This window comes from Paenibacillus rigui, from assembly GCF_002234615.1.
GTDB classification, from domain to species: Bacteria; Bacillota; Bacilli; order Paenibacillales; family NBRC-103111; genus Paenibacillus_S; species Paenibacillus_S rigui.
Genome location: NZ_NMQW01000047.1, coordinates 16,337 through 30,972, shown reverse-complemented (window position 1 = coordinate 30,972; position 14,636 = coordinate 16,337). Strand labels below are relative to the sequence as shown.

The 14,636-nt window shown below is 51.0% G+C and carries 13 protein-coding genes; 4 read left to right on the top strand and 9 right to left on the bottom strand.

What is annotated here, in order from left to right; translation table 11 throughout:
• Positions 1-16 precede the first annotated feature (16 nt).
• Together CF651_RS25750 and CF651_RS25745 are read right to left on the bottom strand one after the other, a co-directional pair.
• Positions 17-625: a class D sortase gene (locus CF651_RS25750; RefSeq protein ID WP_179232998.1), complete on the bottom strand. Its 609-nt coding sequence runs from the start codon at positions 623-625 to the stop codon at positions 17-19.
• A gap of 259 nt (positions 626-884) precedes the next feature.
• On the bottom strand, positions 885-2,675 hold the full coding sequence (locus CF651_RS25745; RefSeq protein ID WP_094017740.1) for an alpha-L-fucosidase: 1,791 nt from the start codon (positions 2,673-2,675) through the stop codon (positions 885-887).
• Between the two features lie 146 nt (positions 2,676-2,821).
• Between CF651_RS25745 and CF651_RS25740 the strand changes: the two genes are divergently transcribed.
• Positions 2,822-3,688: a helix-turn-helix transcriptional regulator gene (locus CF651_RS25740; RefSeq protein ID WP_094017739.1), complete on the top strand. Its 867-nt coding sequence runs from the start codon at positions 2,822-2,824 to the stop codon at positions 3,686-3,688.
• Positions 3,689-3,781: 93 nt separating this feature from the next.
• Complete coding sequence (locus tag CF651_RS25735; protein ID WP_094017782.1) at positions 3,782-4,681, top strand: hypothetical protein; 900 nt, start codon at positions 3,782-3,784, stop codon at positions 4,679-4,681.
• 24 nt (positions 4,682-4,705) lie between these two features.
• Here CF651_RS25735 and CF651_RS25730 read toward each other — a convergent pair whose 3' ends face one another.
• The gene (locus CF651_RS25730) at positions 4,706-5,320 is read right to left on the bottom strand and encodes a LysE/ArgO family amino acid transporter (protein ID WP_094017781.1); all 615 of its coding nucleotides are present in this window, start codon (positions 5,318-5,320) and stop codon (positions 4,706-4,708) included.
• A gap of 154 nt (positions 5,321-5,474) precedes the next feature.
• Here CF651_RS25730 and CF651_RS25725 point away from each other — a divergent pair, with 154 nt between their 5' ends.
• Positions 5,475-6,923 carry an aminotransferase-like domain-containing protein gene (locus CF651_RS25725; protein ID WP_094017738.1) on the top strand — a complete coding sequence of 483 codons (1,449 nt, stop codon included), beginning with the start codon at positions 5,475-5,477 and terminating at the stop codon, positions 6,921-6,923.
• A gap of 9 nt (positions 6,924-6,932) precedes the next feature.
• Here CF651_RS25725 and CF651_RS25720 read toward each other — a convergent pair whose 3' ends face one another.
• The 3 genes from CF651_RS25720 to CF651_RS25710 all read right to left on the bottom strand — a co-directional run bounded on the left by CF651_RS25720 (position 6,933) and on the right by CF651_RS25710 (position 9,714).
• Positions 6,933-8,315 (bottom strand): MFS transporter, encoded by a 1,383-nt coding sequence (locus tag CF651_RS25720; protein WP_094017737.1) that lies wholly within the window; start codon positions 8,313-8,315, stop codon positions 6,933-6,935.
• 71 nt (positions 8,316-8,386) lie between these two features.
• Entirely contained in the window at positions 8,387-8,980 is a 594-nt protein-coding gene (locus CF651_RS25715; RefSeq protein ID WP_094017780.1) for a TetR/AcrR family transcriptional regulator, read from the bottom strand.
• An 89-nt stretch (positions 8,981-9,069) separates the two neighbouring features.
• Positions 9,070-9,714, bottom strand: a complete 645-nt coding sequence (locus CF651_RS25710; RefSeq protein WP_245856160.1) for an NADPH-dependent F420 reductase — start codon at positions 9,712-9,714, stop codon at positions 9,070-9,072.
• A gap of 186 nt (positions 9,715-9,900) precedes the next feature.
• Here CF651_RS25710 and CF651_RS25705 point away from each other — a divergent pair, with 186 nt between their 5' ends.
• Positions 9,901-10,761, top strand: coding sequence for a LysR family transcriptional regulator (locus CF651_RS25705; RefSeq protein ID WP_094017735.1), 861 nt, complete (start codon positions 9,901-9,903; stop codon positions 10,759-10,761).
• Between the two features lie 247 nt (positions 10,762-11,008).
• Here CF651_RS25705 and CF651_RS25700 read toward each other — a convergent pair whose 3' ends face one another.
• From CF651_RS25700 to CF651_RS25690, 3 genes are all read right to left on the bottom strand, one after another.
• Complete coding sequence (locus CF651_RS25700; RefSeq protein ID WP_094017734.1) at positions 11,009-12,544, bottom strand: extracellular solute-binding protein; 1,536 nt, start codon at positions 12,542-12,544, stop codon at positions 11,009-11,011.
• A gap of 80 nt (positions 12,545-12,624) precedes the next feature.
• Positions 12,625-13,500 carry a carbohydrate ABC transporter permease gene (locus tag CF651_RS25695; RefSeq protein WP_094017733.1) on the bottom strand — a complete coding sequence of 292 codons (876 nt, stop codon included), beginning with the start codon at positions 13,498-13,500 and terminating at the stop codon, positions 12,625-12,627.
• 10 nt (positions 13,501-13,510) lie between these two features.
• The gene (locus CF651_RS25690; protein ID WP_094017732.1) at positions 13,511-14,476 is read right to left on the bottom strand and encodes an ABC transporter permease; all 966 of its coding nucleotides are present in this window, start codon (positions 14,474-14,476) and stop codon (positions 13,511-13,513) included.
• Positions 14,477-14,636: the final 160 nt, after the last annotated feature.

Here is a 14,636-nt window from a genome sequence, read left to right as displayed (position 1 = left end):
AGCCCTTTCCCCTTACTCATTCCTTTGCGCCTGTCTTTATCAATTCTGCTTTTACAATGAGTCGGTGTGTTGGATTGTACTTAGGTTCGCAAGTAATAAGCGTCAATTCAGCCTTATCCTTCGTTGATTCCAGAACGGACAGATCGTCCGGTTCAACAAGAAACGTTGATGTGACGACGTATTCATAAGATTGATCGGTCGTTGAAAGCACGATACGATCCTTTGTGGCCAGCTCATTCAAACGGCTGAATTGCTTCCCGAAGGTCCAGCTTCGGTGTCCTGCAATCGCTACATTCCCAGTCCTTCCCGGTTTACGATCCGTCTCCACCAGGCCGACGCCTACTTTCAACGACTCAGGGTCGGCACCCTTCAGCACTGGCTCCCGAAGGTTAAGCTTCTCGATGGACAGCGTCCCCAGTACGGCGTAGCCATCCAGGTATATCGGTTTTACCTGAGGCTCGGATGGAGCAGACTTGCCCGCATGGCTCAGCGTAACGGGCTGCAGCTGCTGCAGCTCCCTGGACTCCATCGCCGAAGATATCGCCTGCTGCTGCGTGTCCCACCCGTCCAGTATGGCAAGCCGCTGCTTCTCAAGGGTATTGCGTTCCCACCAAGGCTGAAGCATGAAGATGATCCCGACCGCGAAAAGCATGATCGCTGCATAAATCCGCAGCCTGGATAGACGTATAGTGCAGCCCCCCCATCCCTGAAATTTGCAGTGATCCCATGATGTGAATGACTCTTTACAGGATACTGGGTAGGCAGCAAGAATATGACAGACTTTCAATGAGGATTAAGCTAGAATAGAACGGTAACAACGATGAGAACGGCAAAAACCGGGTATGATCTAAAATCACATCCCGGTTCGTTAAATAATATCCTATTCAGGTAGCATGCAGTAAACGGACTTCCTTGAGATTCATTAAGTTTTCACCGATGAGTTCAGCCGCATACACCGTAAGCCGGTACGTACCAGGCTGCCGAAGATCCAGATTTCCGACAGATGCCTCGATAAAATCGTAGCCCCCGCCATTCGGAGTCACCACCCCATCCAATCGCTGTCCCCCGCATTCGATACGATAGGTGCCTCCTGCTTTCCCCTCAGCCGCACCATAAACAATCCTCACCTCATAATATCCTGGCTCCTCGGTACGGAACGTCCAGTGGATACTGTCTGCGGCATTCACCCAGTTCGTAACCACATCGCGCCCCTCTTTGCCGGTATCGTAACGCAGCATATCGCCCTCGATGTCCCCGTCAAAGGCACCAAGCACATGTCCGCCTTCCGAGGGATACAAAAGCGGTATGGGATCCGCATCAATCTCTCCCTCCACCTCAATAACGACGACCGTTGCATACGGATCGAGCGGCTCGAAAGGTACAATGATTTCCACATCCTCCTTATACAATCGGCGATGCTCCAATGCCATCCGTCCAGGATCAGCTAATAAATAAGCTTTATCGATGCGATTCCGAAGCCCTGAAACAATAAGCTTGCCGTTGGACGGCCAATCGAACACATGCAAGAACAGCTTCTGACCTTTCACCGTGCAGCGTCCCCATTGCGGCTTGGCTATCGGCGAACCGACCGTACCATACACACTTTCTCCATTCATGGCCATCCAACGCCCCAATTGCTGCAAAATCTCCTTTGAATTTGCATCAAACTCCCCTTCCGGTGTAGGTCCTACATTGAGCAGGTAGTTGCCGTTCAAGCTAAATACATCAAGCATGTTATGCAAAATAGACTTTACGGATTTCCAATGGTGATCATTCTTCTTATAACCCCAGGAATCATTCATCGTATGGATGGATTCCCAATCCTTGCGATGGATGCGGATATGCAGCTGATTGTCTCCGGAATTGCCGTAATCTCCAAAGCCGTCCCTTCGCACCCGACGGTTCACCAAACAATTCGGCTGAATACTGCGGACATAATCAACAAAGCGTTGTCCCTGCTCGTCAGTGATCTTATGGCCGCAATCAAACCAGATGACGGCGACTTCACCGTACTGCGTCAGCAGCTCCTTCAGCTGAGGGAATGCCTTTTCGTTCAAATACCGCTCGTACCGCGTCCTCTTGTCCTCATCATCTACCCAGGACTCCAGCGGGTCCCACGCTCCGATATTGTTGGGATAATCATGGGTATTGCCCTGTGAATCGGGATGATGCCAGTCCATCGCATGGGAATAATAAAAGCACAGCTTCACGCCTTCCTTGTGGCAGGCTGCCGCCAATGCCTTCATCGGATCCTTCCCGTAAGGCGTTCGCTTCACGATGTTAAAATCCGATACGGCAGAATCATACAGGGCGAACCCATCATGATGCTTGGCGGTAATCACCAAATATTTCATTCCTGCAGCTTTGGCAGCCTGGACCCATGCCTCAGCGTTGTAATGAACGGGATGAAATGCGCTCGCGAGGTTCTCATACTCCTTTACAGGGATTTGTCCACGCAGCATAATATGCTCCCCATATGCCCCTGGTACCGCCTTCCCCTTCCACATCCCGCCAAGTAAGGAGTACAGTCCCCAATGAATGAACATTCCGAATCGGGCTTCGCGCCACCAGGCGAGACGGCGGTCCTGCACCTCCCCTGTGTACTCCGCATCCGTCAGGAGCTGCTCCGCTGCTTCAGCCTCCGCATTATCCATATACATATCCTTATGAGTCATCTGGTTATACCTCCGTCTTCTTGAACCTTCCCCTCTATTGTATGATGGCTGTGATATAATCCATATGGATGCGATTAACCCGAATTTGTACCAAACTAACTTTTTACAGCAGTCCTTAATCCTATTAGACAAAGGTGAAAATCCCCATGTTACCTCAAAATCATGTTGCCATCAGTCATTTTTTGGCCGAAGTGAAGGTTGAACTGATCATATCGCTGCTAAGCAAATGCAAACCGAATTGGACACAAGGTCCGTTCAAGCCGGCCTACAGCAAAATTTACTTCATCACAGAGGGTGAAGGACGTATGATGATTAACGGCCAAACCCTTGCTCCAAAGCCGGGACAGCTGGTGTTCGCCCCCGCTGGCTTGACCCAGTTTTATTCCGTCACAGATCCTGATAATACATACTCCATGTATTGGTGCCACTTTACTTCCAATCTGAGCTTCATTCCCCTGTTTTCCTTGTTCCAACTGCCTTACTGTCTGGATGCCTCCAGCCCGGATAGAATCGTGTCGGCCTTCGAAAAACTCGTGAACGCCTACCAGCAGGAACGGGGCCCCGCACGGTCCATTCGAATTCAGGCGGCGCTGCTGGATGTTGCGGCTGATTTCATAGAACAGGCGGTACAAGCGGTTCCCGGGGTTCATCCCCCCCGAAGCGAACATAAATTGAGCTCCGTTATTCAATATATTGATGACCATCTGGCCCAGGACCTGACGGTAGCCCAGCTCTCGGAGGTGGTTCACCACCACCCGAATTACTTCATCCGGTTTTTCAAAAATCATCTGGGTATGACGCCTATGGCTTTCGTGTACGAGAGAAGATTGGAAAAGGCAAAGCAGCTGCTGGTTGCTTCTGAGCTGACCATCGGAGAAATTGCCCATGCAACGGGCTTTCATGATATTTTTCATTTCTCCAAAGCGTTCAAGCACAAAATCGGGGTTGCGCCCTCCGAATTTCGCAGCTGGCCGCGCGCCACCCCGGAATTCCCGACCAAAGTCCAGGATTAAGTCTGGACCTGCGCCAATAGGTTGGAAATGTTCCCCAAGTTACAATGAGGTCATCGAAATTTGAAATGATCTAAAGGGGAAATGACCATGAGTATGAAGGATGAAGTGCAGGTAACAGACTATACAAGAGAGACGTCGGAAGGTGCCGTGAAGCTTTTTCAAGGAGAAAAATGGCTTGTTGTGACCGGATTGCTCGGATTCCTGCTTGCCGGTATATGCGCGGTATGGGTGATGATGTATGGCGGGGAGGTCGCGCCCAAGGGCGACGTGTCCAAGGCCGTTTCCTTTAACGCAGCATTGGGCATATTTCTTCTGTCGACAGCGGCGATCAGTCCATTATCCGCACTGGGCTCGAAAAGCCGGGCTTTGTTCCGCGGGTCTTACATTCTGCTTGCCCTTTATTCTTACGGAGCGGAGACAATCCAAAACTTTCGCGGGGTCAACCCCAGATTCGTTAAAGGGGGCTCTCCCTGGGACGTCGCAGTCGGCTCCGGATTTGCTTTTGTCGCGCTGCTGCTCGTATTGTTCTACCTGTTCCTCGCGGTTGCGTATTTCCGGCGAAAAGCTTATTTGCGTCAGCCCCTGCTTGTCCTGAGCATCCGCTATTCCATGCTGGCTGTTATGCTTTCGTTCGCGGCAGGCATTTGGATTTCGATTAATGCGGGACGGTATGTCGGCTTGCACGGAAATATCATTTGGCTTCACGGGCTCGGATTTCATGCTCTGCAAGCTATTCCACTCGTCGCTTGGCTCACGGAAAAGGCCAGCTTGACGCAAAAAACACGCCGGGCGGTAGTTCATCTCACGGGCATAGCCTACGTGCTTGGATTAATCGCTATCGGCTGGCAAACCTTGCTCGGCTTATCCCTACTGGAATGGTCGCTTCTTCCGATCATAGCCGGCAGCTGTTTCCTTATCGCCTTGGCCAGCGGGGCTCTAGTGCTGTGGACAACGGTGAAGGGTCCGCGCCCGGCGGGCACAATGCTTCACTGACATTCAAGGTCGGATTGTGACTGGCTATCGCAATAACTGCCATCCCATATACAGAACCGTTCCCCAAATAAGCACCGCCGAGCATTTGTTGATTGTCCTCATCCAACTGCCGGTTGGATCCAGCCTGCCCAGCATCCTTCCAGCCACAGCCAGCCCTATGAACCATAGCCATGAAACGGAAATCACCGCCCCCGTAAAAGCGACTTTTTCCATCCCGCTGTAGCGAAGGGAATTCATACCGATGACGGCGATCATATCCAGTATCGCATGGGGGTTCAGCAGGGATGCGGATACGGCAAGCACGACCTGCTTCCGGGCACTGTAGAGCTTTGCTTCCCCGGCTTGTCCGTTCGACGGCCCCCTATTCCAAATCGCCCATCCCATATACAACAGAAATACGCTGCCCATACCGAACAGCATCGTTTGGAGCCAAACAAACTTAAATACGACAACCGATATCCCCAGCACAGCCAGAGCAACCATCAACGTATCGCAAACGGCCGCTGTGATCACCGACGGCAATGCCCGTATGAGTCGGGTCTGATACGCACCTTGGGTAAAAATAAATAAATTTTGTGCCCCTAAAGGCAAAATCAAGCCTAACGCCAGTAAAAATCCATGAATCGATGCTTCCCACATGCTGCAGCCTCTCTTTTCTCGTTGTGATGTCGATTCATTGTAAAATAAACTTCGGCTTTTGGCTCCAGCCATTTGGATGGATAACAAACCAACCAAGTTGTATAATAGGGCCATGACAACCGCGGACTTCGGCCCGCCGATCGGAGGAACACCCATGGACAAGCTGGACTGGAAGCCGAACCGCACTTCCCCTCTTTCTTTACATATTCAAATTGCACAATTTATTAAGGATAAAATCATACATGGCGAATGGCCGGTCGGAACGAAAATTCCTTCGCAGCGAAAGCTGGCGGATGCATTTGACGTGAACCGAAGTACCGTCGTGATGGCGCTGGAGGAGCTGACCGCAGACGGATTTGTTGAGGGGAACCGCGGAGGAGGTACAACGGTTGCTCCTTATTCGTGGAGCCAGCTAACCTCCAATCCGCCGCCGGATTGGACATCGTATGTGCGCGGCGGCATCCAGGCTTCCAATCTGAATGCCGTTCAGGAAATTAATGAGGCCGAGTTTCGTACGGATATGATTCGTCTGGGCACAGGGGAATTGGCATCGGATTTATTGCCGGGTCAACAAATGAGGAGCATCCTTCAATCGTTGTCCCAAAAAACAATTCCCCTTGGGTATGAGGAGCCCAAAGGGAATTACATGCTGAGACAGCAGGTCGCACAATACGTGAAGGAGTACGGCATTACGGCCTCCCCTTCCTCCATACTTATCGTGTCAGGGGCTCTTCAGGCGCTGCATCTCCTATCCATCGGATTGTTGCACCGCGGCTCAACCGTATTGCTTGAAAAGCCCTCTTACTTGTACTCGGTGCCTATTTTTCAATCGGCAGGCATGAGACTGACCGGGCTGCCTATGGATGAACAAGGCTTGCAAGCTTCGCTGATCCCTAAATATAAGAAACAATTTAACGGTGCATTGCTCTACACCAATCCTACCTTTCATAATCCGACAGGCATTGTCATGAGCCCGAAGAGGCGGGACCAACTGCTCGAAGTCTGCACAGCCGAGGGACTGCCGCTGATTGAGGATGATGTCTACCGAGATTTGTGGATCGATACACCCCCGCCTCAACCGTTGAAGGCTATGAATACAACCGGCAGCGTACTCTATGTGGGGAGCCTATCCAAGACAAGCAGTCCCGGGCTTCGTATCGGGTGGGTCATCGGCCCGGAGCCTGTCATTAACCGGCTTGCCGATATTAAGATGCAAACGGACTACGAATCAAGTGCGTTGTCGCAATGGGCGGCAGCGGAATGGCTGTCCAGCGGGTTATATCAAGAGCACATCCGATTCGTGCGGGAGCAGCTTTTCTTACGCAGGAGCATCGCCATGGCCGCCTTAGCGAAATATGTGGGGACGTTAGGCTCATGGACGACGCCATCAGGCGGATTCTACATCTGGCTGCGCCTCCCTCAAGCGGTTCAGCTCCACAAATTGTTCGAAACCGCGCTGAGAGAAGGCATCATACTGAATCCAGGCAGCCTGTATGCGAAGGATGAGCAGTCGTTTTTGCGCATATCGTATGCCTATGCTTCTTTGGACGACCTGGACAATGGCATTGCCCGCTTGGCATCGATGATTCGGCGGCTTCTATAGAATGCAGCGTCAACCCTCAACCGAAACGACAGCCTGCCTTGCACGGCCAAATTGCAAATAGTAGAACAAAAGAATGGCTGCATGCATCAGTGCAAGAACGAAATAAATGTTGCTGAAAATCGTTCCCTCTCCTGCCAACAGCTGCACCGGGTTCCATTGGATAGACGCACCGGCATCCAGCACGCGGCTGTACACCCCGGTGGCCATACCGCCTGCGATAAAGTTCAGCAGCGACAGCATCCCCATCCCTACACCGACCTGCTCTTTGGGCAGTGTAGTCGACACCGAGTTGGACAAGGCAATGAGCATAAAGGATTGACCGACATTACCGAATACAAGGAACAGCGCAATGAATACTGGAGAGCTTCCGGTAAAGGTGGAAAGCAGTATGAAACTGACCAGTAATGATCCGGACGCAATGAAAAATAAATACGGATTTCCCTTCAAATCCGCAAGCCTTCCGCCTTTTCTTCCCAGTATCGCAGAGGCTGCTGCGGAGGGGACCATAGCATAGCCGATCCAGCTCGGCTCCAGCTTCTGTACGTGGGAGAGCAGCAGCGGACTTAGAAAGTAAAGCGAGAAGCCGATCCCGTTAACCAGAAAAGCGATGATTAAGCCCAGCGTAAACCTCTTATTGGCAAACAGCCGAGGCTGAACAAACGGATTCGCTGCGGAACGGATCCGAATTATAAATAATCCGATGCACAGCAGGCCTCCGAGCAAATACCAGCCGACTCCGTTCGTTACACCTAGCAGGAGCAGCATCACCGCAACCGCAAGCAGTCCGCCGCCAATTCCATCGAAGGCACCATTACCCTGCTGCTCCTCATCCCCCAAATATTTACGGTAAAAGGGCAGCGTGATCAAGATCAGCAATGGCACGGCGAATAGCCAGCGCCAATGAGCGACACTCACGATAAGCGAAGCCACGACCGGACCGAGCGCATTGCCCAGAGCCAGGCCAACGGCTGTCATGCCTAAGGCAGCTCCTCGTTTCTCCGGTGTGAAATAACGGACAGGAATCAGCATCGCCGTAGCCGGGATCGCGGCCGCACCTACAGCCTGCAAGCATCTGCCTGCCAGTGCCATCCAGAACGTATGGGAAGCCAACCCGATAAGAGACCCCCCTGCAAAAAAGAGCAGCCCGAAGGTAAGCAAGCTTTTCAGCTTATAGCTGTCTGCCAGCTTCCCGTAAGTCACCGTCCCTATGGCATAAATAAGGAAATAGGCTGAGGAAAGCCAGCTGACCTGAGAAATGCTAAGGTGAAATTCCTCACTAATCTCGGGCAGTACAATGTTGAACATTAAACCGCTCATCATTGAAATGACGAGTGTAAACATCAAGACTCGCAGCAATTTATCCCCTGTGGTAAGGGAAGCGTTTGATTTCATCTCTAAATCCACCTTTCTTCAAGCTCCAGAAATGTCTGTCTGTACTGACTGTCATATTACGGGCTAAAAAGCTAGGGCGTTAAAGCCCTAGCAAAGATACGTACGCTTTCGGTTGTAAATTCATCCAAAGTGACATGTGAAAAATAATTATCTCCCGAGTTCAAATCGTTCATGAACGCCCCGAAATTCATCATCATAAAGGAAAGTGCCTGCAGCTCCGGATTGGATCGGACCAGCTTGCCCTCCTCTGTCATCTTGCGGAAATAGTCCGTTAAAATAATGAGCAGCTGCCGTGGATGCTTCTGCGTGATTTCCTTGAACCACGGCAGATTGCCTTCTTCCTTGATGCTGATCTGAACCATTTTCCGGTTGCGGTCCATAAGCTCGTGATATGTGCGGCTGATCAGAAGCAGATCCTTTTCCAATTCGCCGACCAGCTTCTCTTGAAAAAGCTTTGTCATCTCCGCGGCATAATGATACCGCTCAAAAGCACTTTCAAGCAGATTCTGCTTGCTTCCGAAATGACGAAACAGTGTTTTCTCGCTTAAACCGGCGGCCGCCGCGATTTCTTTGGTCGTGACACCGTTGTAGCCTTTCTCCGAGATAAGATCAATGGCTGCCAACAATAGCTTATCATCGCTGCCCACTTGACTGTTGCTGTTCATGAACATCCCTCTATCCTCATGACTGTCAGTACTTACTGTCATTCCATAATATGTTAGAATGAAATTGAAGTCAAGAGGGAATATGTCCTCTAAGCCTGTTCATCACCCTGCCCAAAAATACGATATGAAACATAAGGATAATGGCCATACCGGATCGCCAGCTCCCGTTCGAACAACGTCATCCGTTCAATGGTTCGGTTGTTGCTTAACCGGCCGGCGTCCATGATGCGAAATGGGATCCCCTGAAGCAGTTGTATTACTGCCAGCTTGGCTTTCTCATCATCCGATGTGACGTATACGTCGCTTACTGTTCCTTGATGCACAGGTTTCTCGAGAACCTGGAAAAATGTATTTTTAAAGGCTCCGACGACGCTCGTCTCCGGCAATTTGTGCTGCAGCTCCTCGGCCGCGGAGGTTCCCCAGTCCATTGTAAAATCACTGAAATCTTCGGTGAACGGATTGACGAGATCGACCAATATTTTTCCTTTCAGGAGCTCCCTGCACGATTCCGCCCAAGGAATCAAATCACGAAACCAAAGCGCGTGAAAAATGATGTCCGCTTGCAAGGCGGTTTGAATCTCAGCGGCCTCGACTCCTTTAAATCCATACTTCTCAATAAGCTGCTGCGCCCCGGCCGGGTTACGAGAACCCCAGACAAGTCTGCTCATCACCGGGTGCAGATTTCTTACCAGCCCTGTCCCCATTCGACCGGTTCCTATTACACTAACTTTCATATTCATCATCTCCTCATCAGGTCTGAGGATATCATAAGCTTTTGGGCACGATATGCGAATGACAATATAGTAGCACCGATGAAACGAAAAGTTGCATCGATCCCACGCAAATCGTCTTTCCAGCGTGTCCGCATTCTGGTATGTTGGAAGCAGCCTATCTTAAAAAAGACGTGAGGTATAGCGGCGATGAATATTGATTTTATCGAAGGATTTCTTGAAACCGTTCGTCACAAAAGTATTGCCAAGGCAAGTGAGCAGCTGTGCATATCGCACCCTGCATTAAGCAAACAAATTCGGGCCGTGGAGTCTTATTACAATGTGACCTTGTTCAAGCGCTCGTCCACGGGGGTAGAGCTAACGGAAGCAGGCAAATTACTGTATGAGCGAATATTGCCGGTTTACACCGAATGGAACGCGATCCGTTCGGAGCTGTCAGGCCGCGCATCGCAGACATTTACGATTGGTTCCTTGCCCAGCCTTGCCGCGCACGATTTACCTCGAATCGTAAACAGGATGAGCCGTGAGCAGCTGGATGTCAAGGTCATGGTCCGCAGCACCTCACACGAGCTGCACGAGCAGCTTCGTCTTGGCGCTATTGATGGGGCGTTGCTGGAGTGTGAGCCAGGCTGGACCGAATATACAAGCCTATGGAGCATGGAGCTTTACGAGGAGCCCTATTACGCAGTGGTATATCCGAATCATCCAATGGCCGTCCGATCATCGGTCTCGATTAACGATCTCGCAAACGAGCAGCTGGTCGTCAACCCGCCGAACTGCAGTATCCGCAAACGAATTACCGCATTGATGGCGGCGCACGGCTTCATACCGAAGATCCGAATGGAGGTCAACTTCGGGGATTTTCTCACGAACTACGTCGCGATGGGAGCCGGAATCACAATTCTGCCGCAAATTGCGGTGGCCCGTTTGCAAGGCCCGGAGCTTCGTTGTATCCCAATCGACGATGCGGGAGCCAAACGGACCATTTGCCTTGCAGCCCGTACAAGCAGGATCGGGAAGCGGCTTCTGCCCTTTTTCAAACAAGGCTAAGCACTTCTATGTATGGCGCTTCAGGTAGGCATTCTTGTTCAGGCAAGGAAGAGCTGTAGATGAGAAAGAGGAGCAAGCCTTGGGCCTGCCCCTCCTTCTCATGGTTCTATATTAACAGCAGGAAGGCTGTCGCGGAGAAGCCTAATGCCTGCTGTACTTTCGGCGCTGATAATGTAATGCTGTCACCGAGTGTCCCCCAGGTTTTCCCCTGCCATTTCCGCATCTGCCATCCTCCTAGATGACAAAATTATTTTTTCACCGTCGGGTACCAATCATTCACTTCTTTGAGGCTGGCATCCCCGCCGGATGATTTGAATTTTTGCTGGAATGTCTCCAAGCCGCTGATCGGCTCCGCCCCAAAAATAAGCTTGACCGTGTAATCATTCACCATGGTGTTGAGCTGCTGGAAGCTTTTCGAGTATTCCGGCATAAAAGGCGAAATACCGAGCAAATCGACTTTTCTGGATTCCGCTGGCTGCTTGACATTCAAATATTCCCATGCTTCGAACAATCGTGGATCTTTGCGAACACGGGCCTGCCAGTAGGTCGGATAATTTTTCTCATCGACCCCCATCAGGAAGTTGTTGGCCTGGTTGCGCTCATCCGTGAAGATCGGCAGAATCGACGTATAAGCTCCGTCCTTGAACGTGTAATGCTTGCCTTCCTCCCCGATGGCCATCAGCTTGAAGGTATCTTTATCCAGCTTCGCATTGATCCACTTGATTGCATCCTCGGGATGTTTGGCTGCTTTGGGAATGAACGTGATCCGGTCAAAGCCGGCAGAGGCAGCCAATCCGAATTTGCCGTCCTTGCCCTTGAGTGCCGGAATATATGCCATTTTGCCGTCCGGCTGATTTTTTTTCAGTGCGTCGGCTACCGTCGGTACATCGGCCCAATGCAGAGGAATCATACCGGCCTTGCCGCTCGAAAATTTCTCTTTCATCGTAGCGTCCTTATTCACGCCGAACTCTTTATCCAGCAGCCCCTGCTTGAACAGATCGGTCATGAACGCCACATATTCCTTGTAGCCTGGATCCAGCACGCGCGGAGTCAGCTTGCCGTTGACATCATTGTAGAAATTAGCCAGTCCGAACGCGCCGGCGATGTTGGCGACAATCGGATCGTCCCCTTTGATCGTCAACGGGATGTTTTTGTCGCCGTTGCCGCCGGGATCTTTTTCTTTAAACGCTTTCAATACCGCCACCAGCTCATCCAGCGTGGTCGGTGGCTTTAATCCGACTTTATCGAGCCAATCCTGACGAATCATCAAGCTTGTGCTTGCGAAGGAAATCGCCGTCGTCGGGATCGCGTACAGCTTGCCGTCGACCTTGGCTGCATCCAATGTTGCCTGCGAAATGGCTGTTTTAATATTGGGACCGTATTTATCGATGAGCGGACCGAGATCGGTTAACGCGCCTTTTTTGGCATAATCCGCATAAAGTGCCTTGAAATCACTGCCGCCTACCGTCGTAATGGCATCGTAAGGCTCGGAGGAAGCAATGAGCAGGTTGAGCTTATCCTGCGGTTTATCCTGGGGCAGCATATCATACTGAACCTTGTAGCCTGTCTTTTCCTCCAGCACCTTGGCAACCGGGTACGTATTATAATCGTCCTTTTGCCAAATTTGGAGCGATTTGAGCTGAGGCTTCGCCTCATTCTTCGCAGGAGCCGAGCCGGACGAGGCCGCTCCGGGGGCTTCTCCCCCCTTGGACGAACATGCGGCGGAGGTAAGCGATACAACGGTTAGCGATAGCACGAGCCATTTCTTCTTGTTCCTGTTCATGTAGAACCCTCCTTGGAATCTATCTATTGTATATGAATTCCGTCAAGCCGTCACCGCCGGCTCCAGGAAAACATGCCTGCTTAGCCTTTCACCGAGCCAATCAGCACACCTTTGATAAAATATTTTTGCAGAAATGGGTAGACCAGAAGAATCGGAATCGTCGAAGCAATAACCGTTGCAGCACGAACGCCCTCCGGGGAAACATTCATCATGTCATCCACGCTTTTGTTAAGCGCTGACGAGGAGTCCGCATCCATCACAATATCTCTTAAATACAGCTGCAGCGGTTTGAGCGACGGGTCGTTAATGTAGAGCATCGGGTGGAAGAAGTCGTTCCAGTAATACACCGCATAGAACAAGGCGATCGTCGCCAGCACTGGCCCGCTCAGCGGTAGAATGATCCGAAACAGGATCGTATACGTGCTCGCTCCATCCATTTTGGCCGAATCCTCCAGCGCTTCCGGCAGGCTCTCGTAGTAGCTTTTGATGACCAGCATGTTGAACACGCTAATGATTGCAGGGAGTACAAGGGACCAGAGACTATTGATGAGACCCAAATTTTTCATTAGCAAATAATTCGGAATGATTCCTCCGTTAAACATCATCGTAAAGACGAACAGGACCATAATGACGCCCATTCCGGGCAGCTGGCGCTTCGAGAGCGGATAAGCTGTTACCGCCGTAATCAGGATCGACAGCAGCGTACCGACAACCGTGACGAGCACGGAAATAAGAAATGACTGAATGAATTGGCTGGAGGTCACGACATAGCCAATCGTGTGCAGTTGAAAGCCAACCGGGAAAATACCGACTCTGCCGGAGACGACGGCCCACTCTTCACTGACAGACTTGGACAGCACATTGGCAAAGGGCAGCAGTGTAGCAGCCGCCATCAAAATCAGCACGGCGTAGGAAAACAGGTCCAGTCCGATGTCGCCGAATGTTTTTTTTCGCATGTTCTTCCTCCTACCAGATGCTGCGCTGAAGCAGTTTTTTACTAAGCATGTTGCCGATTACGATGAGCAGGAAACCGACAACCGAGTTGAATAAACCAACGGCCGTACTGAAGCTGTAATCCATTTTGCCAAGTCCGATCCGGTACACATAGGTTCCGATAACGTCCCCCGTCTGATAGACGACTGGGTTGTACAGCGTCAGAATCTGCTCTGTTCCGGCTTCCAGCAGATTGCCGATCCTTAGAATAAACATCAGTACGATCGTCGGCAAAATACCCGGCAGGGTAATGTACCACATCTGCTTCAAGCGACCCGCTCCATCCATGGATGCGGCCTCGTACTGCTCCTGCTCAATACCTGCAATCGCCGCAATGAAAATGATCGCGTTCCAGCCGACCTCCTTCCAGCCTGCGGTAAAGACGACAACACTTCGGAAGAAATCGTTATCGAGCAAAAAGGAAACCGGGTTCATACCGAACCATTGAAGCATCTGATTCACGAGTCCGCCGGACGGCGACAAAATGTTGATGAACAAGCCCGAGATGATAACCCAGGATAAAAAATGCGGCAAATAGATGATGGTCTGCACCGTCCGTTTAAAAAACATCCGTCGAACCTCATTCAAAAGCAGGGCTACAATGATCGGGACGGGGAACAGCAGAACGATTTTGTACAAGCTGATCACCAGCGTGTTCGTAAACACCTGATAAAATTCGTCGGACTGCATCAGCTTGCGAAATTGCTCCAGTCCTACCCAGGCGCTCCCAGAAATCCCGTCAAATATGTTGAAATCCTGAAAAGCGATAAGGATACCGTACATGGGTGTATACTTGAACAGGAAAAGAAAAAGTAAACCCGGCAGAAGCAATACGTACATGTCGATATGGCTGCGGAACAGCTTCCAGCGGCTGTCACGCTTGACGTCAGCTCCCGTCTCTTGACTTCGACGAAGATCTGTTGCCGTTGTAGAATTCATGGTAGCTTCACCTCCAAGTGCTTATAGTCTTATTATAGGAGTCTCGGCGCAGCGTCTGTAGAGGGTGAAGCTATACTTTCTGGTGAAATCCTATGGAGTTTGGCATCGCTTACATGAGTTGGAGTGATGTCGTCCCATCCGGCCATCGAAGCGCTATTTA